Here is a 23,003-nt window from a genome sequence, read left to right on the forward strand (position 1 = left end):
TGGATCGGGTGCGGGACTGACAACGGTGCCGAAGGCCGCTCCTGCGGCCCAGGCCTACACGACAGAGGAGTTGGCGATGCAGTGGACCGTCCACGGAGAACGCGCGATCCACGACACCCCTTGGGTACGCCTGCGCTCACTGGACGTCGAGCAGCCCGACGGCACCCGGACCGACTACCACGTGGTCAGGCTGCGAGACGTCGCCGTGACGGCCGCCGTCGACGACCAGCGACGCGTGCTGATGATGTGGCGCCATCGCTTCGTCACGGATACCTGGGCGTGGGAACTGCCCATGGGCCTGGTCGACGACGGTGAGCAGGCCTTGCAGGCGGCGGCACGGGAGCTGGAGGAGGAGACGGGCTGGCGGCCGCGGTCCCTGCGTGAGTTGGCATACGCGGAACCCGCGGCCGGGATCACTGACGCCCGCCACTTCGTGTTCCGCACGGATGACGCCGTACGGATCGGCACCCCGACCGAACGGAACGAGTCGGATCGCCTGGAGTGGATTCCGCTTTCCCGGGTCGCCGGAATGATCGGCCGCCAGGAGATCGTCAGCAGTGCCACGCTGGTCGGCGTCATGGCACTGCTGCTGGACATCAACCCTGCGGTGGGCTGAAACGATCGATGTCGGCGAGGATGGACCGCTTCCGCTCCAGCGCGCTTTCGATCCTCGCCCGGGTGAACCGGGTCGGGTCCTTGGCGTACAGCTCACGCCCGAGCTTCGAGGTGAACCGGTGCTCCGGAATCCGGTCCTCGCCTTCCGGGACGAACTTGAGGACTTCCTCGAAGGCGGCGATCGCGTACGCCGTCTGCGGACGGATCTCGCGGTGCTCGGCGAGCGCTGTATTCAGCAGGCGAAGCCCCGACTCGGTCGACGCTCGGTCACCGATCCACAGGAACTCGCCCGGATCAATGATGCTCGAGGGCTCCGCTCCGCCGAACGCCGGGGGTGCGGGCGGCAGCTCCTCGGACATGCGGAACTCAAACGTCCGTGTACGGCCGCACTGGGGACACACGCCCTCGTACACCGCGACCAGGGCTCCGTCCTGGTCCTCCAGGCGGTGCTCCCTCTCGAACTCCTCCGCGCCGCAGACGCAGGCGTGGAGGTCCATGTAGAGGTGCGCTTCCTGCATCGAACGAGCGATCAACATGGCATGATCCTACGGGAATCAAGACGCCGGAGGGGGAGACGTCGGTGAACCAGGACAACGATCCAAAGCGTCCTGAAGAGGTCGTCATCACAGCCACAGACGTCCTGGGTACCGACTTCCGTGCCAGCAGCGGCACGCGCGCCCCGGAGGAACGCCTCCGGGGCGACGCCGAGGCCGCGCTCCCCACGGTGGTCCAGGCCCTGTACGCCGACCGGCTGCGCTCGCACGGGATCACCGAGGAGGGTGACCGGCGCTTCTTCACGCTCAGTGACGAGCGCGGCAAGACGCTGACCATCCGTCTGGAGGCCGCGCCCCTGCCCGAGCGAACCGTGGCCCGCAGCTTCGTCAACACCACGTCCGACAACCATGTCGTGCAGATCTCGGACCGCATCGCACCCGAGCAGATCGGCCGTGCGCTCAGCCACGAGGTCAACGAACTGCTATCCGTACGGGAACGGGCGGCCCGTGCCGAGGCACCGGCCGCACAGGACATGCTGACCCGCGGCGCCGCGCTGCCGGCCAGGCCCGAGCTGTCCGATGAGGATCTGGGGCGGATCGGCGAGCTGAACTACCTCGCGACCCGTACGTACGACGGGACTCTCACTCCTGAGCAGCGCTCGGATGCCCGCGGCGAGCTCTCTCAGCTGATCGATCACACCGGCCTGCGCCCCAGTGCGCCGGCCGAGAACACTGCGGCACGTGAGATCGAGCAGTACGCGGCCCGGATCCGGACCGACATCGTGGAACCGCACCTGACTCCGCAGGCGGTGGTCGCGCTGGGCGAACTCGGCAAGCCGGTCGAGCAACTCGGCGCGTCCGACGCCCAGGTCGTCCTGGACCACCGGGCACGCGTCGAGCAGGCCCGCACGAATCAGGCGCCCGTGGGCACGTCCCGGTCCTTCCGACTCCCTGGCCAGCGCCCCGACGGCACGCCCCTCACCCGCGAGGAGCTCGATGCCGCACGGTACGAGGCGGCCCAGCAGCGAACCTCGGTCAGCGCTCAGACGCTGGACCAGCTCCGCGCGGAGGCCGCCTCCCTACCCCAGGGGCAGTATCCGCAGCGCCAGATCATGATCGGCGGTGGCGCCGCACTCGCTGGACGTGACCCCGACGCACTGCTCGTCGACTCGCGCGGCCGATGGCACGTCGACCCGATCAAAGGCATCGTGCAATCCGCGGACCAGGTGCGGCACCTCAGGGAAGTGGGGTGGAATCCCTACGAGTTCGGCGAGCCCAAGGACCGCGTCTCGCTGGCCGCCCTGCAACTCTGGGAAGACACCGCGGCCACGCGCGGTCCTCTGGTCGACGGACGCGCCACGCTGGCCCTCGACGACAAGGGCCGCCTGCTCGCCGAGGTCACGCCGATGGACGGCACACCGCCCGTGAAGGTCGAGGTGGTGGGGACGCCGCTCGTGGCCACCGGTGTCCCGCCCGAGGTCGTTCCGGGGGTGGACCGCAAGATACCCACGGTGGCGGAGGCCACGGAGGTTCTCGACGGTCACCTCACTGCGGTAGGCACTCCCGAGGCGCTTCAGGCCCGTGACCGGCTGGCCGCGCTGCCCGCGGAAGGCCGTGCGGCCGCGTCGTTGAAGGTTCTCGCCGATCCCCGGGTGGCCGAGGCACTGGAATCCGCAACCGATCCGCGGGTCGCCGGCGCCCGGACCACCCTGGATGCGGTCGCCAAGTGGGAGGAAGCCAGTAACGCCGCACCGGGACGAGTCCTCCTGGGCGACGAGGTGGGGGACGGGACATACGACCCGACGGTCGCCGACGACTGGGTGATCGCCGGAATCGGTGGTGGGGCCATCGCCAATACGGAGATCATCCTGGAGGGCAACCCGAACGCCCGGGTGACCATGGTGGGAACGGCGGCGCCCTGGGTGCTGCACAACGACGCCCAGTATCTGGCGATGCGTCGGCAGTACGACGCCGAGCTCGGCGGCAACGGACGGCTGGTCACCGTGGCCAACCAGCGACTGGGCGCCGTCGAGACGGTCCGGACACCGGAGGGCGGCGTACGGCTGAAGGCGCTCAACGTCGAGGGAGACGCGTATGTCGCCTGCCTCGGCCGAGTGGCACGGCTGCCCCAGGCTGCGGACACCCTAGACCGCTGGGCACGGCAGCAGGGCGGTCAGGTCCAGGGTGAACTGCTCTTCGACAAGAACGAGCAGTATCTCGGCTACCGACTCCACTTCCAAGTCGACGACCGGAAGCACACGGTCGATGTGACCGGAGCCGCGTCCCGCATGCTGCCCGGCAACGTCTTCAGCCAGCAAGACATGGCGAAGCTGGCCGTCATCGACCGCAAGACGGCCCCCCCGGAGAGCGGGAACGTGGCCGCCGGCTTCATGGCCACCGCCCTGCAAGCTAACAACATGGCCAAGCACCGGGCTGAGCAGATGACCGTGGGGCAGTCGGCCAAAGCACCTGGGGTCGCACCTGGCGCAGGGGGAAACCCGCTGTCGGCCGCGGCCCGTCTCCAGTCCACCCAGCGGCGATCCACGACGAACTCCCCCACCGGTCCGACATCGGGCACCACCACCCCCACCCAGCCGCCGCGCATCCCGCGCCCGCCACAGCAAGGAGGCGGCGGGGGCACACACAAGCGATGAGTCGCGCGTGAACCAATGCCCTGGACCGGGAAGAGAGTCCTGACGCCGTCATCATGCCCTCCAAACACGAGGGTTTCGGACACGTAGCCACGGCGGCACTGGGGCATGGCGTCCCCGTACTCGTCAACGAGGACAGCGGTGCTGCCCGATTCCTGCAGGACGCGAACCGGATCACCCCGGAACCGGGCACCCCTGCGTCGTTGCGGAGCCCGCGAGCCGGACGGGACGTTCCGGGACGGCCCCACGTGCGGCCCGTCCACTGGCCGGACTGCCGCGCCCGGTCGCCCCGAGCGGGGGGAGCGGCAACCGGTGCGGATGTGCGTCCGCTGCGACGTGGTCACCGACCGGCCGGTCGTCGTCTCCGAGGTGCACCAGGCGACCGGTCCCGGCTTCAACGTGTACGCCTGCCCAGCCTGTGCCCCGCACTTCCCGCCCGTGCCGGACGTACTCTCCCTTCTGCCCGAGGTGCGCCCTGGGGAGGGGGAGCGGTGACCACGAGTCGCACGGTGACCGTGGCGCGGCTCGGCGAGGTGCGCGCGTGCGCCGACCGTGTGGAGTGCGTGGTCACCGAGTGAGTGCTGCTGTCATGAAGGCCGGAACTCTGCCCGAGCCGGGCACGTCACGCCTGACGATGTGCCTACCGTCTCGACAGCAACGAGCGCCGGGTCGGCGTGACTGTGCCGACCGCGTACACCCCCGGTTGCCCCGTGGTCGGCCGTCGGCTCTGTTGCCCCACCCAGGTCAGGGCGGGCGGCCTCGGAGACGGCTGTCCGCCGGTCTAAGGTGTTACACGGTGGACGGCCCTACCGCCCGCGAACGGCACGAACTGCGACGCCGACACACCCCGAACTCGGTGCGCCACCGCCTGATGTCATTGATTTCCGGGACCGTCGTCCAGTCGGCCGAGATCATTGCTTCTGGCGGCCAGGGCGCCGACTGTGGCCGGTGGAACGGAAGGGTGAAGATGCCGTGAGTGCTGGCCCAGGAGCATCCTCCAGCGAGCTCGCAGCAGGTCCGCTCCGACGTCCGGCAGGCATGTGTCGCGGTGAGCCGTGCCCTGCTCCCGCACGGACGGGGCAGCCCGGAGCATCAACAGGCCGCCGAGCAATGGACTCTGCGACAAGCCGTCCTTTACGAGCTGGCCGTCCAGAACAACGTGTGTCCCCACGACGTCCGTCTGTCCCAAGTAGCTGATGAAAACATCCTCGACGCCGCCCGAACCGTCCGCCGTCTGGTCGCTGCCGCTGATGCGAGCGCGGAGTTCGTAGCCGCGACCGCTTTCTTGGACGCTCCGGACGACTGATACGCAACGCCGTTTCACTGGTGCGTCCGCGTTGGGGCGCGGACATCGGTACGAGCCACCCCAGCCCCAGCCGCCCGCACTCAGATACCCACCCCCTCCGCAGCCCGCCCACCCCACGCGGCCCGAGCCGCTGATCCACGTGAAGAAGCCCGAGAAACCCATGCAGCCCGACGCGTCCGGCTCGCACCACTCCCCAGGCCCCCTCCCTTCGCCGCTTACTTCCCAACCGCTCGCTCCCAGTCCTCTCATCTCCCTCCCGCCCGGCGGCTTCCCGACACTCCCCGCCGAACGGATCGCTGCCGCCGTGCGCGCGGGCGAGCTTCGCGCCGTCGACGTGGTCGCCGCCTCGCTCGCTCGGATCGAGCGGGCGGAACCGGTGCTGTGCGCGTTCGTCGAGGTGTGGGCCGAGAAGGCGTTGCGGTGGGCGGCCGGGGTGGATGAGCGGGTCGCGGCGGGGGTACGGCTGCCGTTGGCCGGGGTGCCGATCGGGGTGAAGGGGAGAAACGGGTCGCGTACGGCGTCGGCGCGGGCATTGATCGCGGCCGGCTGTGTGCCCGTGGGGGCGACCTCCGTGCCCGGGCCCGGCACCCCCTGGCAGACCTGGGGCCTCGGCGCGGACGGGCGGACCGTCAACCCCTGGCGGCCCGACCGGACGCCGGGCGGCTCCTCGGCCGGGTCCGCCGCGGCGGTGGCCGCCGGCCTCGTCCCGCTGGCGACCGGCACCGACGGTGCCGGGTCGGTACGGATCCCGGCCGCGTGGTGCGGCGTCGTCGGCCTGAAGACCACGAACGGGCGACTGCCCTCCGCCGACCGCACCGGCCTCGCGGCAGCCGGCGTCCTCGCCCGCCACGCGTCCGACGCGGCGGCGTACTGGCGCTGCGTGAGCGAGGTCGGTGGCGGCGGCGGGCACCACGGGGCCCTGGAAGGCGGAGAAGCCGGCGGGGCGGCCTCGGCCGGCGAAGAGCGGGAGTCGGCCTCCGCCGCCTCACATCCGTCCCCTCCGTTCACCGCCGTGTGGTCCCCCGACCTCGGCTTCGCCGACACCGACCCCGAGCCCGCCTCGATCGCCCACGCCGCCGCGCTCCGCCGCGCCGACACCGGCCTCGTACGGCTCGTACGGCCCGACGCACCGGTACGCCTGGAGGACCCGGGACCCGCCTGGCTCACCCTCCGCGCCGCGCCGGACACCGACCCGGCGGCCGTGCGGGACGCCCATGAACTCCGTGCCGAGAACGACCGGCGGCTCGCCGCCCTCTTCGCCGAGGTCGACCTGGTCCTCACTCCCAGCACGCCCAACGCCCCGCACGGCCACGACGGCCCAGGCGACCGTTACTCCACGGCCCTCACCTGGGCGTTCAACCTCAGCGGCCACCCGGCCATCAGCATCCCGGCCGGCTTCGACTCGGACGGCTGCCCCGTCGGCCTCCACCTCGTGGCCCGGCACGGCGAGGAGTCTCTGCTGCTTCGCGTCGCGGCCGGCCGATAGAACGGCAGAACGGCAGAACGGCAGAACGGCAGAAGACGTGGAGCAGCCCGACGGCACCCGTTGTGACTACCACGTGGTCAGGCTGCGGGATCTGGCCGTCACCGCGGCCGTGGACGAGCGACGGCGGGTGCTGATGCTGCGGCGGCACCGTTTCGTCACGGACGCCCTGGGGCTGGGAGCACGATCGCCTCGCGGTTGCCCGGTGGCGACACCACAGCCTCACCACCGCCTCGCCGCGGCCTCACCACCGCCTCGCCGCGCCTCTGGCGGAGCGTCTACGCGGTGATGTCCCGCGTCGTGAACCGTGCCCAGGCCGCCGAGCCGAACACCGCCGCGTACACGGCCTGGAGGCCGAGGTTGCGTTGGAGTTCGTCCCAGTAGACCGGCTCGCGCATGAGGTCCGCGAAGGACAGCCAGTAGTGGGAGAAGAGGTAGGGGTGGAGGGCGTCGAGCTGGGGTATCTGGTCGAGGATCTGGACGGTGATGAGCAGCCCCACCGTGGTCGCCATCGCGGCGATGCCGCTGTTCGTGAGGGTCGAGACGAAGAGCCCCAGCGCGGCGATCCCGATCAGGGACGCGGCCACCGCCAGCGCGATCAGCAGCGCCCGGAAGAGCCCCTCGCCGAAGCCGATCCGGGTCCCGGAGATCGTCGTCACCTCGCCGAGGGGGAACAGCAGCGCCCCCACGGCCAGTGCGGAGGCCGCCACGACCAGGGTCGCGACCAGGCAGAACGTCATCGTCGTGGCGTATTTGGTGAGCAGCAGCCGGGTGCGTCCGGCGGGCGCGACCAGCAGATAGCGGAGGGTGCCCCCGCCCGCCTCGCCGGCGATCGCGTCGCCCGCGACGACGCCGACCGCCATCGGCAGGAAGAAGGGGAGCGTCGCCGCCAGCGACGTGAACACCAGGAACAGCCCGTTGTTGGTGATCTGCGCGATGAACGCCGGCCCCTCGCCGCCGCCACCGCCACCGCCGCCCGGGCCGCCGCCCATCGACGACCCGTCGCCGGTCTCGATCTTCACGGCGATCCCGACGAGGACCGGCACGGCCGCGAGCACGGCGAGCAGCGCGAGCGTCCGCCACCGCCGGAAGGTGGTGACCAGCTCACTGCGGAACAGCCCGAACGTCCACAGGGGGCTCGGCGCCCTGCCCGCCACGAGGCCCACCCCGGGCCCCGCCCCGGGCCCCGCCCCGGGATCCGCCCCTGGCCCCGCCCCGCGACCCGCCCCGGTGGCCGGATGTTCAGCCCGCGACATCGAAGCCCTCCCCCGTCAGTGCCACGAACGCGTCCTCCAAAGAGGCGCGTTCGAGGCCGAAGCCGCGTACACGGACACCCGCGGTGACCAGCGCCGCGTTCAGCTCGGCGAGGTCGCGGTCCGGTGGTTCCCCGGTCACCCGGTCCTCCGTCACCACGACGTCGCCGACGCCCTGTTCCTTGAGCACCCGGGCGGCGTCCGCCGGGTCGGGCGTGGTGACGACGAGCCGTCCGCGTGCCCCGGCGGCCAGGTCGGCCACGGGCCCCTGGGTGATCAGTCGTCCCCGCGCCATGACGGCGGCATGGGTGCACACCTGCTCGATCTCGTCGAGCAGGTGCGAGGAGAGGAAGACGGTGGTGCCGTCGGACGCCAACTCCCGTACCAGGGCGCGGATCTCCCGCATGCCCTGCGGGTCGAGCCCGTTGGTCGGCTCGTCGAGGACGAGGAGGCGGCGCGGTCGCAGCAGTGCCGCGGCGAGGCCCAGCCGCTGCTTCATGCCCAGCGAGTACGCCTTCGCCTTCTTCCCGGCGGCGGCCGTGAGCCCGACCCGGTCCAGCGCGGCCCCGACGCGTGCGCGCCGGGTGCGGGGGTCGGCGGTCGGGTCGGCGGCGTCGTGCCGGAGCAGGTTGTCGCGGCCGGAGAGGAAGCCGTACAGGGCGGGCCCCTCGATGAGGGCGCCGACCTGGGGCAGTACGGCCCGGGCGGCACGCGGCATGGGCCTGCCGAGGACCTCGGCGGTGCCGGAGGTCGGCTCGATCAGGCCCATGAGCATGCGGATGGTGGTGGTCTTGCCCGAGCCGTTGGGGCCGAGGAAGCCGAAGACGCTGCCCGCCGGGACGGTCAGGTCGAGACCGTCCACGGCGAGCTGCCCGCCGCGGTAGCGCTTGGTGAGCGCGCGGGTGGAGATCACCGCCGTACCGGTGTCCGCAGGACCGGTGTCCGCAGGACCGGTGTCCGCAGGACCGGCGTCCGCAGGACCGCCCGCGCCCTCCGGATCCGCGTCGGCGTCCGGGTCCGGGTGCGGGTCCGAGTCCGGCTCCGCGGCGGGCAGTTCTGGCATGGGCTCCCTCATTCACGTACCGGCGTGCGCCGTACGGCCTACTCGGCGGCGTTCGCCGCCTTCACCAGCGCGTCCTTAGTGACGGCGCCCGCGTACACCTTGCCGTCGTCGGTGAACAGGACGTTGATCAGGCGGGTCTTGAAGACCGTGCCGGAGCCGAAGTCGCCCTTGACCTGGTCGCCGAGCGAGTTCAGGAACCCGTCGACGCGGCTGTCGCCGGACGACTCGGAGCCGCCGGTGGGCATACCGCCCTCCGCCCCGGTGTCGAACTCGGCGATGGCGCCCCAGCCCTTGCCGATGGTCTTCAGCCCGTCGAGTCCGCTCGCGAACTCCTCCCCGCGGGGCGCGTCCTTGCCGAAGTCCTCGCCGAACTCCTTCTCGAAGTCCTTGCCGAATTCCTTCTCGAAGTCCTTGCCGAACTCCTTCTCGAAGTCCTTGCCGAGGTCCTTGTCGAACCCGTCGGTCTTGCTGTCGTGGTGGCCGGACTCCTCCGACTCGTCGGCCTCGGTGACCTTCGCGCCCTTCGGCGGGGTGAAGTCGAAGGTGGAGGCGCTCGGCTTGCCGAAGTCGACCTGGGTGAAGCCCGCGTCCACCACGGCCGCGCCACCGCTCGCCGGGGCCAGCGTGAACTTCAGCGGCAGCCCCGTCTTCGCGTCGACGGCGAGGGAGATCGAGCCGATCGTCGAACCGGACTGCTTGGGCGCGATCACCAGCTTGTACGCGTCCCGCCCGGCGACCTGCGCGGTCCCGTCGACGGTCACGGACGTGGTGTCGTCGACGGCCTTCAGGGCCTCCTCGGCCAGCTTCCCCGGTGTGGCGGGCACGTCCTCGGGAACGTCCTCGCGCCCCTTGCCGTCCTTGCCGCCCTCGGCGTCCTCGCCGGCGCCGGTCGCGTGGTACACCTCGTTCGAGGCGCTGTCGTACGCCCACACCTCGTCACCGTTGTGGATGAGGCTGTACTCCGAGGTCTTGTCCAGCAGGGACAGCTTCTGCTTGTCCGGGCCGTCGGCGGCGATCCGCAACGTGTGGGTGCCGGAGGCGAGTTCGAGCAGCTTGGACGACGGGTCGGCGGAGGAGCCGTCGCCGCTGGAGGAGCCCTGCGCTCCCAGGCTGTCGGCGAGGCCGCCCAGGTCGGGCAGGCCCAGATCCGTGGTGATCTTCACCGTGCCGGACACCTGCTGGACGTCCGAGGCGGCGATCTTCTCGATGAGTTCCTGTGCGCTGATCTTCGGCAGGTCGGGGTCGCCGGAACCGGCGAAGGCCGGGACGAGCCCGATGGTCGCGGCCGCCACGCCCAGCACGGTGGCCGGGACGACGTACCGGGCGGCCGTGCGGCGGCGCGCCGAACGCGTCTCCTCGGCCTCGGCCGCGAGCACGGCCGCGTCACCGGCGCGTGCGCTGTCGTCGGTTTCGTACGGTGCCATGTGTGCCTTACCTCCGTCGTCGGCGGCGGCGTCCACTTGGAGCCGCCATTCTCACCCGAATCGGTGAGGAGTGGTGATACTCATCTGACCAAATCGGCGGAGGGGAATCGTCAGACTCGGGGCTCAACTCCACGTACTGCTACGGGATGACATGGCGACCGCGTCGGGATGACACGGGCTGACGGTGCCCGGGGAAACCCGTAGGGGTCGACGACCGACCCGTCCCCCGCCGGGCGAGGGGGCCGGGCACGACAGGGCCTAGGCCTGTCGTCAAATTCCCGCCGTCGCCCGGAGGGCGGCCCCGCGGCGTCAGGTGCGTGCTCTCGGCGTGCCGGGCCCTGACCCGTGTACTGGACGTACTCGGGTCGGGGCCCGGTGCGTCGAGAGCGCGTGCATGGCGTCGCGGGGTAGGCGGGAATTTGACGACAGGGCCTAACCGGCCCGGTGCACCACCGCGTCGCACAGTTCGATCAGCGCCTCCTTGGCGCCGCACTGCGGCAGGGGGGCCAGGACCGCCCGCGCCTCCTCCGCGTACCGCACGGTGTCCCGGCGGGCCTGTTCGAGCGCGGGGTGCACCCGCAGCCGGGCCAGGGCCTCGGCGTGCCGCGCGTCGTCGGTGAGGTCGGAGTCGAGCAGCTCGCACAGGGCGAGGTCGTCGGGCTCGCCGAGCCGCCTGGCCCGCTCGCGGAGCCGCAGCACCGGCATGGTGGGCACGCCCTCACGGAGATCGGTACCGGGGGTCTTGCCGGACTCGTGCGAGTCGGAGGCGATGTCCAGGACGTCGTCGGCGAGCTGGAAGGCGACCCCGAGTCGCTCCCCGTACTGGGTGAGGATGTCGACCACGGTCTCGTCGGCGCCGGCCATCAGCGCGCCGAGCCGTCCGGCGACGGCGACCAGCGAGCCGGTCTTGCCGCCGAGCACGTCGAGGTAGTGGTCGATGGGGTCCCGGCCGTCGCGGGGCCCGGCGGTCTCCAGGATCTGCCCGGTGACCAGCCGCTCGAACGCCTCGGCCTGGATGCGGACGGCGTCGGGGCCGAGGTCGGCGAGGACGTGGGAGGCCCGGGCGAAGAGGAAGTCGCCGGTCAGGACGGCCAGGGAGTTGTCCCACCGGGCGTTGGCGCTGGGCACGCCCCGGCGGACCTCGGCCTCGTCCATGACGTCGTCGTGGTACAGCGTGGCGAGATGCGTCAGCTCGACCACGACGGCCGAGGGGACGACCCCGGGCGCGTACGGGTCGCCGAACTGGGCCGCGAGCATCACGAGCAGCGGGCGGAACCGCTTCCCGCCCGCCCGCAGCAGATGCTGGGCGGCCTCCTGGATGAAGGGGACCTCGCTCTTGGTGGCCTCGAGCAGACCCTCTTCGACGGCAGCCAATCCGGCCTGGACATCGGCTTCGAGAGCCTGGTCCCGCGCGCTCAGCCCGAACGGCTCGACGACGGTCACGAGGGTTCTCCTGTCTGCTGACGTCTGCTGACGATCACACGGTCGGTCTAGGTCGGTCTCACGGTCGATGACACGGTTTGTCGATCTGTCGCTGCCATCACCCGAGTCAGCGTATCCGGTCACCTTTCGATCACCACGAGCGCCCACGGGTTCGACTCGGACAACACGGATGGACGCCCGAAATATTCCCGATCAACAGATATGTCCAGGTATCGAGCGACGCCCCGACACACTCCGGAGCCATGCCCGAAATACACCTCTCTGCTCCACTCTCGCCCCACTTCCGCACATCACCCCAAAACACCCTTTCGACCACCCGAGTTGACCGTTTTGCGGGATACCCGCGCTTCACCCCACTCCTCCCGTGAGTTGGGTCACTCACGCCGTGCGCCGCGACATCCCGCAGCCCGCCTCATTCCCCTTTGCAGTAGGCAAGTTGACAGGCGCAAAGCGCGCGAACCCGACAGGCATTTCGGGCAAACTCAAGGTCAACTACGCCCATATGCGGATTCGGGGCTTGTTCCCGTCGTGTGCTCTCGCATACGTTCACACCCCGTCCGGACGGACCGCCGAATCCTGCCGCCGCCCGGACTCCCCACCCGACCACTCGACCACGCACGGCAGGAGCGGGGGACCCAGGTAAGCCGCCGGTCCGGCCTTCCCCACCGGACCCGGCTCGGGGTGAAGCCACGCACGGAGCACCGACGCGCGCCGCACGCACGGCGCACGCCGGACGGCCGAGCGCGGCCGGGCACCTCCAGCCCGAACCCGACAGCTCACCTCGCAGGCGCCGGAGAGGAACCCGCCATGCCCGGACGAGGCAAGCACCGCCGTCCCAGAACCAACCCCTTCACCCGTGGCGTCGTCGCCGCCGGCACGGGCGGCGCCGCCCTCGTGCTGCCGCTCACCGCGGTCGGCACCGCGAGCGCCGCCCAGCCCTCCCAGGCCGCCGCCTCCGTGCAGTCCGCCCCGCGGACCGCGCCGGCCGTCGTCCAGCCGAAGTCCGTCACCTACACCGTGAAGTCCGGGGACACGCTCTCCTCGATCGCACGGGACCACGGTGTGAGCGGTGGCTGGCAGCGGCTCTACAAGGACAACCGCGCGACCGTCGGCGACAACCCGCGGCTGATCCACCCGGGCCTGAAGCTCAAGCTCAGGGCGACGAAGACGACGGCCGCGAAGAAGCCGGCGGTCACCAGCAAGCCGGCCGGCACGGTGGCCCAGGCCACTCCCGTGTCCGCCACGACGTACCCGGACAACCTCGACGGCTGGATCCGGGAGGCGCTGGACATCATGGCGCGGAACGGGATCCCCGGCTCCTACGACGGCATCTACCGCAACATCATGCGGGAGTCCTCGGGCAACCCCCAGGCCATCAACAACTGGGACTCCAACGCCGCCGCGGGCACCCCGTCGAAGGGTCTGCTCCAGGTCATCGACCCGACCTTCGCCGCGTACCACGTCCCCGGCACCGCGAACGACCCGTTCGACCCGGTCGCGAACATCACGGCCGCGTGCAACTACGCCGCCGCGCGGTACGGCTCGATCGACAACGTCTTCGGCGCGTACTGAGCCCGCCGGGCCCCCGGCCCCGCCCGTTCCCCCCGGGTCACCGACCCGGGGGGAACGCGCGCTCAGGTGAACAGCCTCTCCAGGACCACCGCGATCCCGTCGTCCTCGTTCGACAGGGTGACCTCGTCGGCGACGGCCTTGAGTTCGGGATGGGCGTTGGCCATGGCGACCCCGTGCGCGGCCCAGTCGAACATGGGGATGTCGTTGGGCATGTCGCCGAAGGCGATGGTCTCGGCAGGGGTGAGGCCGAGGTGCTCGGCGGCCAGGGCGAGACCCGTGGCCTTGGTGATGCCGCACGGCTGGAGTTCGACGGTGCCGGGCCCCGACATGGTCACCGTCGCCAGCGAACCGACCGCCATCCGCGCCGCCGACGCCAACTCGTCGTCGGAGAGGTACGGGTGGCGCAGCAGCACCTTGCTGATGGGCTCGCACCACAGGTCGTCCCGGCGCGGCACGCGCAGGGCGGGCAGCGTGGGGTGCGGCATGAGGTAGCCGGGCTCGATCAAGGTGAGGCCGTCGACCCCGTCCTGGTCGACGGCCGCGTACAGCTGGCCGACCTCGGCCTCGATCTTGCCGAGCGCGGTCTCGGCGAGTTCCCGGTCGAGGGTGACGGACCAGAGCAGCAGGTCCGCGCCGGGGTCGTACAACTGCGCGCCCTGCCCGCACACCGCGAGCCCCCTGCTGCCGAGGTCGTCGAAGAGGGGGCGCACTCTCGGCGCCGGCCGTCCCGTCACCACGAGGTGCTGAGCACCGGCCTCCGTGGCCTGCGCCAACGCGGCGAGGGACCGGTCGGAGAGCGTGTCGTCACTGCGCAGGAGCGTTCCGTCCAGGTCAGTGGCGATGAGTGAATATGCGGTGGGAGCGGCCATGATCAGAGAATACGGATGCCGACCCCCATCGGTTCGCCCGGAACCAGCCGACGTCAACTCCCTTTTCCCGAACCACTGTTCAGGAGAAGGGTGCCGAAAAGGGACGCGGAGGACCCCCGGGGCGGGCAGACCCTAGCCGTGCGCCCCCGCGAGATGCCGGGCCAGCCGGGGGGAGGCGTACTCGGTGCCGCACACGAACCGCATCACCGGCCCGTACGAGGCCGCCGCGGGCAGCCCCGTGAAGTACAGCCCGGGGATCGACGACCGGAATCCCGCCCCCAGTACCGGCGTCCCCCGGCTCACCTCCAGCTCCGTCCGCAGCTCGTGCCCGAGGAAACCCATCGCCCCGAGGTCCACCCGGTAGCCGGTCGCCGCGATGACATGGTCGGCGGCCATCTCCTCCGTACGCCCGTCGTGCCCCCGCACCACCAGCCGCGGTCCCCCGTCGATGATGCCGGCGCGCACCACCCGGTCGACCTCCCGCACCTCGACGTGCCCCTCGAACCGCTCGCGCAGCCACCACGCCCCGAGCGGTCCGAGCACCCGGCGGACCAGGTAGTGCCGCGCCTCGGCGGGCAGGTACCGGTACGGGTGCGGGTAGTAGCTGAGCGCCCACAGCGACCAGGCCCGCCCGAACGGCGACGGGGGCCGCAGCCTCGGCTGCTTCCACGGCGGCGCCCCGAACGCCACCGCGCCCCGGCCCCGCGCGACCACCCGTACCCGGGCCCCCGCCTCGGCCGCCAGGACGGCCGTCTCCAGCGCGGACTGCCCCGCCCCCACGACGATCAGGTCCTTGCCGGCGAACCCGCCGAGGTCGTGGTGCTGGGAGCTGTGGGAGACCGGCCCGCCCGGTGCGGGACCGTCCCCGGCCGCGCCCGCCAGCTCGGGCGGCACGTACGCGAGCCCGAACAGCCCGCTGGCCACCACGACGGCCCGCGCGGTGAACGACTCCCCCGAGTCCAGTTTCAGTTCGAAGCCGCCGCCCTTGCCGCGGTCGACGGAGACGACGCGCACCCGCTCCAGCTCGGGCACGACCCGCTGCTGGAACCACTCGCCGTAGGAGATGAAGGTCTCCACCGGGATGATGTCCTCGTCCGTCACCAGCCGGCGGATGCCCGCCGCGTCGCAGTAGTCGAGCAGGGTGTTGCCGCGCTGCGGGGCGTCGATGCTGGAGGCGGCCGGTGTGGACTTCAGGAGCATCCCGGCGGGCATGCCGTCCCGCCAGCTGACCATGGGTTCGCCGAAGACACGGACCGGAATGCCGTGCGCCCGCAGATGGGCGGCGGTGGACAGACCGAACGGCCCGGCGCCGATGACTGCTACCGGTTGAATCACGAAGTCCCTCCCCAGGACGCGATGTGCCTACTTCGTGTGCTGCCTAGCCGTGGAGGCCGAAGCGGTTGGCCCGGCTGGCTCGGTTTGACAGGTTGGCCCGGTTGGCCCGGTTGGCCCTGTTGGCCCGCCACAGTTGATAGAGATGCTTGGCGCCCGGTCGCACGAAGCGCGCGAGCATCGTGAGGAACGGCAGCGGGTCGTCACCCGCGAGCCACGCCAGCTCCGTACCGCTCGCGCGGGCGGGCGCGTGCGGTGTGGTGTACCCGCTGCGCCGGTAGGCGAGCAGGGCCGGCAGGTCGATGTTCTCCACGATGTACCGCCGCCCGGCGAGCTGTTCCCCCTCCGGCACCGGGCGTCCGGTCAGATCCAGGTGCATGGCGCGCACGACGTCGATCCCCGCCTCGTTCTCGAAGATCCGGAACTGCGCGCCCATCCTCGGGTTGAAGTCGAGAAGCTTGTACTGCCCGTCCCTCCGGTCGAAGCGCAGATCCAGGTCGATGACGCCGCTGAAGCCGATCTGCTTGATGAAACGCTCCGCGATGTCCGCGAGTTCCGGATTGTCGACGATGTACGCGTTCGCCGTCATCCCCGCGTGCGGCGGCCACGAGCGCACCTTGACCCCGGTGAACATCGCGAGCGGCGTGGACTCCGCGTCGAAGTAGGCGTGCACGATCCAGTCCTCGGCGTCCTCCCGGGGCAGGTACTCCTGGAGGATCACCCCGGGCCGCTCGCCCCACCCGCGGGCCAGCCGCAGCAGCGCCTGAGGGCTCTCGATCCGGGTCGTCCCGTTGACCGCGGGCTGCCGGCGCCGCTCGAACGCCTCGCGGTTCTTGGCCACCACCGGGAAGCGGGCCCGCCCCGCGAACCGCTCGACCTCCTCGTACGACTGCGGGAAGGCGGCGGCGGGACTGGCGACCCCGTGCTCGACGCACAGCTCGTGCAACCCCTGCTTGCTGGCGAGGCGACGGGGCAGCTTGGCGTCGACGCGCGGGAAGAGGAACACCGCGCCCAACGCGTCCTGGTGCTCGGCGATGAGTACCGCGGCCTCCTCGTCGGTCGGCACGAGAACGCTCGGCCGCCCGATCTCCCGCCCGATCCCGAGCAGCCCCTCCACCAGCAGCTCAGGATCCTCGGTCCCGGTGGTCGGCCACACGAACGCCCGCCGCAGATAACGCGAGAGGGCGGCCGGCGTGCAACGGTCCTCGGTGATCGCGTACATGGGCACACCCAGCCGCCCGAGGCTGCGGATCGCCCCGACGCCGCCGTGGTGCAGCGGATAGTCACCGAACTTGACGATGAGCCCCGGAACATTCCGATCCACCGGGATCGGCGCATGCCCGGAGCCCCTGGCCACGGGTCCCCCCACGTGTCCCCCTCACCGGACCCGGACCCACCCCGTCCGTGCCCCCACAGGACGCTAAGCCGGAATCATCCACTCCGACCCTCCCCTATCAGGACATTGCGAACTCTTTAGACACTCCCCGTTCCCGTCATCGCCCCGTAACGTGTGCCGCGACCAGACGGAACGACGGCACGCACGAGAGCGAGGCAGCACCCCATGCCCCCCTTCGACGTCCCCGAGGGCGACCCCTTCGGTCCGCACAACCTCCCCTACGGCGTCTTCTCCCTCTCAGGCTCCGAGACCCGCACGGTCGGGGTCCGCCTGGGCGACCACGTCCTCGACGCGGCCGCGGCGGCCCGCGCCCTGGGCTCCCCGTACGCCGCCCTCCTCGCCCACCCCACCCTCAACCCCCTCCTCGCCGCGGGCCGCACCGCCTGGTCGGACGTCCGCCGGGCCCTCACCGCCTGGGTGACCGTCCCCTCCCACCGCGAGACGATCAGCCCCTTCTTCCACCCCCTCACCGCCGTCACCCTCCATCTCCCCTTCGAGGTCGCCGACTACGTCGACTTCTACGCCTCGGAGAACCACGCCCGGAACGTCGGCCGGATCTTCCGCCCCGACTCTCCGGACCCCCTGACCCCCAACTGGAAGCACCTGCCCATCGGCTACCACGGCCGGTCAGGCACCGTTGTCGTCTCCGGCACCGACGTGGTACGCCCCTCGGGCCAGCGCAAGGCGCCCGCCGACGCGGCGCCCGTCTTCGGGCCCTCGATCCGCCTCGACATCGAGGCGGAGGTCGGCTTCGTGGTGGGCACCCCCTCCCGCATGGGCCATCCGGTGCCCCTCTCCGCCTTCCGGGACCACGTCTTCGGCGTGACCCTCCTCAACGACTGGTCGGCCCGCGATCTCCAGGCCTGGGAGTACGTCCCCCTCGGCCCGTTCCTCGGCAAGTCCTTCGCCACGTCCGTCTCACCGTGGATCACCCCCCTCGACGCCCTCGACGAGGCCCGCGTGGCCCCACCGGCCCGCGCCCACGACCTCCTCCCCTATCTGGACGACTCCACCGAGGACCCCGGCGGCTACGACCTCCGCATCTCCGTCGCCGTCAACGGCCACGTGGTCGCCGAGCCCCCCTTCTCCACCATGTACTGGACCGCCGCCCAGCAGCTGGCCCACATGACGGTCAACGGCGCCTCCCTGCGCACCGGCGACCTCTACGGTTCCGGCACGGTCAGCGGTCCCGCCCCGGACCAGCGCGGCTCCCTCCTGGAACTCACCTGGAACGGCCAGGACCCCCTCGACCTCCCCACCGGCAAGCGCACGTTTCTGGAGGACGGCGACGAGGTGACCCTCACGGCCTGGGCGCCCGGCCCGAACGGCACGAGGGTGGCCCTGGGCGAGGTGACAGGCAGGATCGCACCGTCCACGCCGCAGGACACGTAGGCAGTGGTGGGGGACGGCCGGAGCCACGCCGGCCGGGCCGCCCACGCACGCAGGGGGGCCGTGCCGGTGTGTCAAGCGCGTCGCGTGGAGAAGCACAGGGAACGGCTCCCCCGGCCCCCCGGGCAGTAGGGCCCCGAGCGACGGGCTGACACACCGGCACGGCCCCGCCCCACCACGCACCCGCCGCTGACCGGCCACCCCCGCCCCCCACCAGACGCCCACCCACCGGACACCCCCGGTGGCGGATCTTGCCCCCACTCCCCACGAACACCCAGGTCAGGGCCCTATCCGCCACCCCGTCAGATGGCGCAACACTCCGGCAACAAAGCTTTCCCCACCAACTCGGTATGGTTCGAAACATGCCACCCGCCGACCGCATCCGAGACCACGCCGGCCAGGGCGCGACCACCGTCGCCGCCCACCGCGCACGTCGCCGGCTGCGCGCGGACCAGGCACGCCAGCTCGCCGACCTCCTCCGCCGCCAGATCCTCACCGGCGGCTTCGGCTCCGGCACCCTCCCCCACGAGTCCGTCCTCGCCACCGACTACCGCGCGACCCGCAACACCGTCCGCGAGGCCCTGGACCTCCTGCGCGCCGAGGGTCTCGTCGACCGCCTCCCCGGCGTCGGCACGGTCGTCGTCGCCCGGAAGTACCCCCACGGCCTCGACCGTCTGATGGGCCTCGCGGAAACCCTCCGCGAACACGGCACGGTCACCAACGAGGTCCGCACGATGGGTCCCGCCCCGGCCCCCGCCCCCGTGGCCGACCGGCTGCGCCTTCCACCCGGCACCGACGTCCTCTACATCGAACGCCTGCGCCGCCTCAACGGCCTCCCCCTCTCCCTCGACCTGACCTACATCCCGCTCACCCTCCCCGCCGTCGACCAAGGCTCCGTCGACCAGGGCGCCCTCGACCAGAGCACCACCCTCGACCTCGGCACGGCGCTGCTCGGCGCCGACCTGGAGAACACCGACGTCTTCCGCCTGCTGGAGACGATCACCGGCCGGCCCCTGGGGCACGCCGAGATCACCCTGGAGGCGGTGAACGCGGACACCCACTCCGCCGCCGTCCTCGAAGCCCCGCGCGGCTCGGCCGTCCTGATGCTGGAACGGCTCACCCACCTCGCCGACGGCTCCCCGGTCGACCTGGAGTTCATCCGCTTCCGCGGCGACCGCATCTCCATGAGCGGCCTGCTGCACCGCTCCCGGTGACGCGGCGACCCCGTGACCCCGTGACCCGGTAACCCCTGCTTCGCCACCCCTGTTTCGCCCCTCCCTGGAGACAGCCATGCCTGTGGCGCCCCAGCGGGCCGACGTGCCCGTGACCATCGACGAGTCGAAGTGCATCGACGGCTGCACCCTCTGCGTGGACATGTGTCCGCTGGACTCCCTCGCCATCGACGAGAGCAACGGCAAGGCGTACATGCACGTCGACGAGTGCTGGTACTGCGGCCCGTGCGCGGCCCGCTGTCCCACCGGCGCCGTCACGGTCAACATGCCCTACCTGCTCCGCTGAACGCCCCGGTGAGAGGCCACGACTCCCATGAATTCCAACCGCACTCCGTTCACCACGGCGGCCACCGCCGCCGCCACCGCCGTCCTGCTGCTGCCGCTGACGGCCTGCGGCGGCAGCGCGGCGGCCGGGGGTGACAGCTCCACGGTGACCGTCACCGTCGGCTACCAGTCCAAGACCATCAACACCGTCACCGCCGGTACCCTCCTGCGCTCCCTCGGCTACTTCGAGGACGAGCTGAACGCCCTCGGCGGCGGCACGAGGTACAAGGTCGAGTGGCAGGACTACGCCACCGGCGCCCCCATCACCGCCCAAATGACCGCCGGGAAGATAGACATCGGTTCGATGGGCGACTTCCCGCTCCTCATCAACGCGGCCCGCGGCAAGCAGCTCAACCGGCCCACCCGGCTGGTCGCGGCGACCGGCTACAACCTCCGCGGCGGCCTCAACACGATCGTCACGGCCCCCGGCTCGAAGCTGGGCACCCTTGAGGACCTGAAGGGCAAGAAGGTCTCCACGAGCGTCGGGTCGGCCGCCGACGGCACCCTCGTACGTGCCCTGCGGGACGCCGGCCTCGACGCGAACGAGGACATCGAGAAGCTCAACCAGCAGCCGGCGGTCGGCGCGTCCGCCCTCTCCGCCGGCAGCGCGGACGCGCTCTCCCAGTTCGTCGCCTGGCCCGGCCTGCTGGCCTACCAGGGCAAGGCGAAGGCCCTGTACGACGGCGCACAGCTGAACCTGCCCACCTTCCACGGCGTGACCGCGCGCGAGGACTTCGCGAAGCGGCGGCCGGCCGTACTGGAGGCGTTCCTCAAGGCGCAGGCCAGGGCGACGGACTACCTGGACGACCACCCGGTGGCCGCCGCCGAGAAGGTCGCCGGGGCGACGGGCCTGCCCGCGGAGGTCGTCTACCTCTACAACGGCGCGCACGGCATCGCCACGTTCGACCCGGCGCTGAAGCCGGCCCTGATCGCCGCCCTGAAGAAGGACGTCCCGGTCCTGAAGGCGGCGAAGCTGACGGGCGACGTGGACGTGGACGCCTTCGTCGACGACACGTACGTCCGCAAGGCCCTGGGCGCGTCGTACGCGAAGCGGCTGGCCGCGACGCCGGCGCCGGCGGCAAGCGAGGTCTGGCCCGAGGACGCCGAGGAGACGAAGACGTTCAAGACCCCGGCCGAGCTGCTCGCCTACGTCGCCGGGCACAAGGACGGCATCCGCGCCGCGTACGTGCCCGACGCGACGACCGGCACCCAGTGGTTCGCCGACCAGGCGGTCTGGGTGGCCGACGGCGGGCGGCTCCTCCCCTTCGTGGCCCCGTCCACGGCGAAGGCGTACGCCACCGCCCACCCCGGAGCCCGTGTGATCAGTTACGCGGCCGCGCTGGAGCGGGCCTCGTGACCGGGGACAAGGCACCCGCGCGAACCCGGCCGGGAGGGCTCGCCCCGCACTCCGCGGGGCGCCCCGCCCGGGGCCGGCCCCGCCCCGCCGTCCGCTACGCCCTGCGCGCCGTGTCCCTCGTCGCCGCCCTCGGCCTCTGGCAGGCGCTGACCAGCCTGGACGTCGACCTGTGGCTGCGGTTCTCGCAGTTCCCCACGGTCACGGACGTGGCGCACGCCTTCGCGGACCGGGTGTCGGGCCCCGACTACTGGACGGATCTGGCCGACAGCCTCACCCGCATCCTGACCGGCTTCCTCCTGGCCGCGGTCCTCGGTGTGGCCGTGGGCGTCCTGATCGCCCGCTCCCGGCTCGCCGAGGACCTGCTGGGGCCCGTGCTGGAGGTGATCCGGCCCATCCCGGCGATCGCCCTGGTCCCGGTCGCCATCCTGCTCTTCCCGTCGAACGAGCAGGGCATCGTCTTCATCACCTTCACGGCCGCGTTCTTCCCGGTCCTGGTCTCCACCCGGCACGCCGTGCGGGCGCTCACCCCGGTGTGGGAGGAGGCGGTCCGCACGATGGGCGGCGGCCGGTGGCGGGTGCTCGGCTCGGTCGTGCTGCCGGGCGCGCTGCCGGGCATCTTCGGCGGCCTGTCGGTCGGGATCGGCGTCTCGTGGATCTGTGTGATCTCCGCCGAGATGATCTCCGGCCAGTACGGCGTCGGCTACCGCACCTGGCAGGACTACACCATCGTCAACTACCCGGGCGTCTTCGTCGGGATGGCCACGATCGGTGTGCTCGGCTGGCTGACCTCGACGGCGGTGGAACTGGTGGGCCGCCGTCTCACCCGCTGGCTGCCCCGCACCTCGTACACCCCCGCGCCCCGGCCGCGCCCGTTCCGCCCCGCGCTCGCGTCATCCGGCGCGGCGCCCACGCCCGTCCCCGATTCCGACGCCCAGGCCGCGTCCCAGGCCGGGGCCCAGGCCCCGTCCCAGGCCAGGGCCGATTCCGGCTCGGCCGCCGGGCGGGCCCGGACCGAGCCCGAGGAGGCACGTGATGAGCACCTCGTCTGACACCCGAGCCGCCCACGGCACCCGCCTCGCCCTCCACGCCGCCACCCTGGGCCGTCCCGACGCGGTGGTCCTCACGGACGTGGACCTGGACGTGGCCCCCGGCGAGATCCTCACGGTCGTCGGCCCGTCCGGCTGCGGGAAGTCGACCCTCCTGCGGACGCTGGCCGGTCTGCTGCCACCGCTCGACGGACGGCTCACGGAGGACGACCGCCCCCTCGACGGCCCCTCCGCCGACCGCGCCCTGGTCTTCCAGGAGGACGCCCTGCTGCCCTGGCGCACCCTGCGGGCCAACGTCGAACTCCCGCTCGCCATACGGGGCCTGCCGCGCGCCGAACGCCGCACTCAGGCCGGGGCATGGCTGGACAGGGTCGGACTCGCCGGGCACGCCCGCCAGTTGCCGCACCGCGTGTCCGGCGGCCAGCGCCAGCGCGCTCAGCTGGCACGCGCCCTCGCCGGGCGCCCCCGCGCCGTGCTGATGGACGAGCCGTTCGGCGCGCTCGACGCCCAGACCCGGGCCGGTATGCAGGACCTGCTGGTGGAGGTGTGGGCGGGCACGGGCGCGACGGTCGTCTTCGTCACCCACGACGTGGACGAGGCCCTGTTCCTCGGTGACCGCGTGGCCCTCCTCGGCGCCGGCCGTCCGACCGCCGTACGCGACATCCCGCACCCCCGCGACCGCGCCGCCCACGACGCCCCCGCCCTGGCGGCCCTGCGCCACGACGTCCTGACCTCCCTCGCTTCCTGACGCCCC

Annotated in this window: 19 protein-coding genes and 2 pseudogenes; 13 read left to right on the forward strand and 8 right to left on the reverse strand. The window is 71.9% G+C overall.

Features of this window, described 5'->3' with window-relative positions; translation table 11 throughout:
• Positions 1 to 76 precede the first annotated feature (76 nt).
• Entirely contained in the window at positions 77 to 616 is a 540-nt protein-coding gene (locus ACZ4Z2_RS21160; RefSeq protein WP_468078172.1) for an NUDIX hydrolase, read from the forward strand.
• On the opposite strand, the gene ACZ4Z2_RS21165 is transcribed toward ACZ4Z2_RS21160, so the two are convergent.
• On the reverse strand, positions 597 to 1,151 hold the full coding sequence (locus tag ACZ4Z2_RS21165) for a hypothetical protein (RefSeq protein WP_468078173.1): 555 nt from the start codon (positions 1,149 to 1,151) through the stop codon (positions 597 to 599). The genes ACZ4Z2_RS21160 and ACZ4Z2_RS21165 overlap by 20 nt on opposite strands.
• 44 nt (positions 1,152 to 1,195) lie before the next feature.
• Between ACZ4Z2_RS21165 and ACZ4Z2_RS21170 the strand changes: the two genes are divergently transcribed.
• The 5 genes and pseudogenes from ACZ4Z2_RS21170 to ACZ4Z2_RS21190 all read left to right on the forward strand — a co-directional run.
• On the forward strand, positions 1,196 to 3,763 hold the full coding sequence (locus ACZ4Z2_RS21170) for a hypothetical protein (protein WP_468078174.1): 2,568 nt from the start codon (positions 1,196 to 1,198) through the stop codon (positions 3,761 to 3,763).
• 53 nt (positions 3,764 to 3,816) lie between these two features.
• Positions 3,817 to 3,882 (forward strand): annotated as a pseudogene (locus ACZ4Z2_RS21175) (hypothetical protein); the annotation flags it as partial.
• Positions 3,883 to 4,072: 190 nt separating this feature from the next.
• A complete protein-coding gene (locus tag ACZ4Z2_RS21180) occupies positions 4,073 to 4,255 on the forward strand; it encodes a hypothetical protein (RefSeq protein ID WP_468078325.1) in 183 nt (60 codons plus the stop codon).
• A 1,115-nt stretch (positions 4,256 to 5,370) separates the two neighbouring features.
• Positions 5,371 to 6,552, forward strand: coding sequence for an amidase (locus ACZ4Z2_RS21185; RefSeq protein WP_468078175.1), 1,182 nt, complete (start codon positions 5,371 to 5,373; stop codon positions 6,550 to 6,552).
• Between the two features lie 34 nt (positions 6,553 to 6,586).
• A pseudogene (locus ACZ4Z2_RS21190) lies at positions 6,587 to 6,731 on the forward strand (NUDIX hydrolase); the annotation flags it as partial.
• Positions 6,732 to 6,827: 96 nt separating this feature from the next.
• Here ACZ4Z2_RS21190 and ACZ4Z2_RS21195 read toward each other — a convergent pair.
• The 4 genes from ACZ4Z2_RS21195 to ACZ4Z2_RS21210 all read right to left on the reverse strand — a co-directional run bounded on the left by ACZ4Z2_RS21195 (position 6,828) and on the right by ACZ4Z2_RS21210 (position 11,732).
• Positions 6,828 to 7,805, reverse strand: coding sequence for an ABC transporter permease (locus ACZ4Z2_RS21195; protein ID WP_468078176.1), 978 nt, complete (start codon positions 7,803 to 7,805; stop codon positions 6,828 to 6,830).
• A complete protein-coding gene (locus ACZ4Z2_RS21200; protein ID WP_468078177.1) occupies positions 7,792 to 8,865 on the reverse strand; it encodes an ABC transporter ATP-binding protein in 1,074 nt (357 codons plus the stop codon). Before ACZ4Z2_RS21200 ends, ACZ4Z2_RS21195 begins: the two co-directional genes overlap by 14 nt.
• A gap of 38 nt (positions 8,866 to 8,903) precedes the next feature.
• On the reverse strand, positions 8,904 to 10,289 hold the full coding sequence (locus ACZ4Z2_RS21205) for a LolA family protein (RefSeq protein WP_468078178.1): 1,386 nt from the start codon (positions 10,287 to 10,289) through the stop codon (positions 8,904 to 8,906).
• A 432-nt stretch (positions 10,290 to 10,721) separates the two neighbouring features.
• Positions 10,722 to 11,732: a polyprenyl synthetase family protein gene (locus tag ACZ4Z2_RS21210; protein WP_468078179.1), complete on the reverse strand. Its 1,011-nt coding sequence runs from the start codon at positions 11,730 to 11,732 to the stop codon at positions 10,722 to 10,724.
• 807 nt (positions 11,733 to 12,539) lie between these two features.
• Between ACZ4Z2_RS21210 and ACZ4Z2_RS21215 the strand changes: the two genes are divergently transcribed.
• A complete protein-coding gene (locus ACZ4Z2_RS21215; RefSeq protein ID WP_468078180.1) occupies positions 12,540 to 13,304 on the forward strand; it encodes a transglycosylase SLT domain-containing protein in 765 nt (254 codons plus the stop codon).
• A gap of 62 nt (positions 13,305 to 13,366) precedes the next feature.
• Here the strand turns inward: ACZ4Z2_RS21215 and ACZ4Z2_RS21220 are convergent, their stop codons facing one another.
• From ACZ4Z2_RS21220 to ACZ4Z2_RS21230, 3 genes are all read right to left on the reverse strand, one after another.
• The gene (locus tag ACZ4Z2_RS21220) at positions 13,367 to 14,173 is read right to left on the reverse strand and encodes an HAD family hydrolase (RefSeq protein ID WP_468078181.1); all 807 of its coding nucleotides are present in this window, start codon (positions 14,171 to 14,173) and stop codon (positions 13,367 to 13,369) included.
• 132 nt (positions 14,174 to 14,305) lie between these two features.
• Positions 14,306 to 15,508 carry an FAD-dependent oxidoreductase gene (locus ACZ4Z2_RS21225; protein ID WP_468078182.1) on the reverse strand — a complete coding sequence of 401 codons (1,203 nt, stop codon included), beginning with the start codon at positions 15,506 to 15,508 and terminating at the stop codon, positions 14,306 to 14,308.
• 43 nt (positions 15,509 to 15,551) lie between these two features.
• Positions 15,552 to 16,835, reverse strand: a complete 1,284-nt coding sequence (locus ACZ4Z2_RS21230; protein ID WP_468078317.1) for a carboxylate--amine ligase — start codon at positions 16,833 to 16,835, stop codon at positions 15,552 to 15,554.
• A 231-nt stretch (positions 16,836 to 17,066) separates the two neighbouring features.
• Between ACZ4Z2_RS21230 and fahA the strand changes: the two genes are divergently transcribed.
• The 6 genes from fahA to ACZ4Z2_RS21260 all read left to right on the forward strand — a co-directional run bounded on the left by fahA (position 17,067) and on the right by ACZ4Z2_RS21260 (position 22,997).
• Positions 17,067 to 18,293 (forward strand): fumarylacetoacetase, encoded by a 1,227-nt coding sequence (gene fahA, locus ACZ4Z2_RS21235; protein WP_468078183.1) that lies wholly within the window; start codon positions 17,067 to 17,069, stop codon positions 18,291 to 18,293.
• A 359-nt stretch (positions 18,294 to 18,652) separates the two neighbouring features.
• Positions 18,653 to 19,504: a GntR family transcriptional regulator gene (locus ACZ4Z2_RS21240; RefSeq protein WP_468078184.1), complete on the forward strand. Its 852-nt coding sequence runs from the start codon at positions 18,653 to 18,655 to the stop codon at positions 19,502 to 19,504.
• Between the two features lie 76 nt (positions 19,505 to 19,580).
• The gene (locus tag ACZ4Z2_RS21245; protein WP_037723925.1) at positions 19,581 to 19,808 is read left to right on the forward strand and encodes a 4Fe-4S dicluster domain-containing protein; all 228 of its coding nucleotides are present in this window, start codon (positions 19,581 to 19,583) and stop codon (positions 19,806 to 19,808) included.
• A 27-nt stretch (positions 19,809 to 19,835) separates the two neighbouring features.
• Positions 19,836 to 21,203 (forward strand): ABC transporter substrate-binding protein, encoded by a 1,368-nt coding sequence (locus tag ACZ4Z2_RS21250; RefSeq protein ID WP_468078185.1) that lies wholly within the window; start codon positions 19,836 to 19,838, stop codon positions 21,201 to 21,203.
• 101 nt (positions 21,204 to 21,304) lie between these two features.
• A complete protein-coding gene (locus ACZ4Z2_RS21255) occupies positions 21,305 to 22,252 on the forward strand; it encodes an ABC transporter permease (RefSeq protein ID WP_468078318.1) in 948 nt (315 codons plus the stop codon).
• Positions 22,236 to 22,997, forward strand: coding sequence for an ABC transporter ATP-binding protein (locus ACZ4Z2_RS21260; RefSeq protein ID WP_468078186.1), 762 nt, complete (start codon positions 22,236 to 22,238; stop codon positions 22,995 to 22,997). The genes ACZ4Z2_RS21255 and ACZ4Z2_RS21260 overlap by 17 nt, the downstream gene beginning before the upstream one ends.
• Positions 22,998 to 23,003: the final 6 nt, after the last annotated feature.

This window comes from Streptomyces sp. NPDC030183 (assembly GCF_055573455.1).

What these genes read in the sequence shown, in the direction of transcription:
- ACZ4Z2_RS21240 (WP_468078184.1), top strand. Translation starts at nt 18,653, where the DNA reads ATGCCACCCGCCGACCGCATCCGAGACCACGCCGGCCAGGGCGCGACC.
- ACZ4Z2_RS21205 (WP_468078178.1), bottom strand. Translation starts at nt 10,289, where the DNA reads ATGGCACCGTACGAAACCGACGACAGCGCACGCGCCGGTGACGCGGCC.
- ACZ4Z2_RS21215 (WP_468078180.1), top strand. Translation starts at nt 12,540, where the DNA reads ATGCCCGGACGAGGCAAGCACCGCCGTCCCAGAACCAACCCCTTCACC.
- ACZ4Z2_RS21160 (WP_468078172.1), top strand. Translation starts at nt 77, where the DNA reads ATGCAGTGGACCGTCCACGGAGAACGCGCGATCCACGACACCCCTTGG.
- ACZ4Z2_RS21165 (WP_468078173.1), bottom strand. Translation starts at nt 1,151, where the DNA reads ATGTTGATCGCTCGTTCGATGCAGGAAGCGCACCTCTACATGGACCTC.
- ACZ4Z2_RS21195 (WP_468078176.1), bottom strand. Translation starts at nt 7,805, where the DNA reads ATGTCGCGGGCTGAACATCCGGCCACCGGGGCGGGTCGCGGGGCGGGG.
- ACZ4Z2_RS21260 (WP_468078186.1), top strand. Translation starts at nt 22,236, where the DNA reads ATGAGCACCTCGTCTGACACCCGAGCCGCCCACGGCACCCGCCTCGCC.
- ACZ4Z2_RS21250 (WP_468078185.1), top strand. Translation starts at nt 19,836, where the DNA reads ATGAATTCCAACCGCACTCCGTTCACCACGGCGGCCACCGCCGCCGCC.
- fahA (WP_468078183.1), top strand. Translation starts at nt 17,067, where the DNA reads ATGCCCCCCTTCGACGTCCCCGAGGGCGACCCCTTCGGTCCGCACAAC.
- ACZ4Z2_RS21245 (WP_037723925.1), top strand. Translation starts at nt 19,581, where the DNA reads ATGCCTGTGGCGCCCCAGCGGGCCGACGTGCCCGTGACCATCGACGAG.
- ACZ4Z2_RS21220 (WP_468078181.1), bottom strand. Translation starts at nt 14,173, where the DNA reads ATGGCCGCTCCCACCGCATATTCACTCATCGCCACTGACCTGGACGGA.
- ACZ4Z2_RS21200 (WP_468078177.1), bottom strand. Translation starts at nt 8,865, where the DNA reads ATGCCAGAACTGCCCGCCGCGGAGCCGGACTCGGACCCGCACCCGGAC.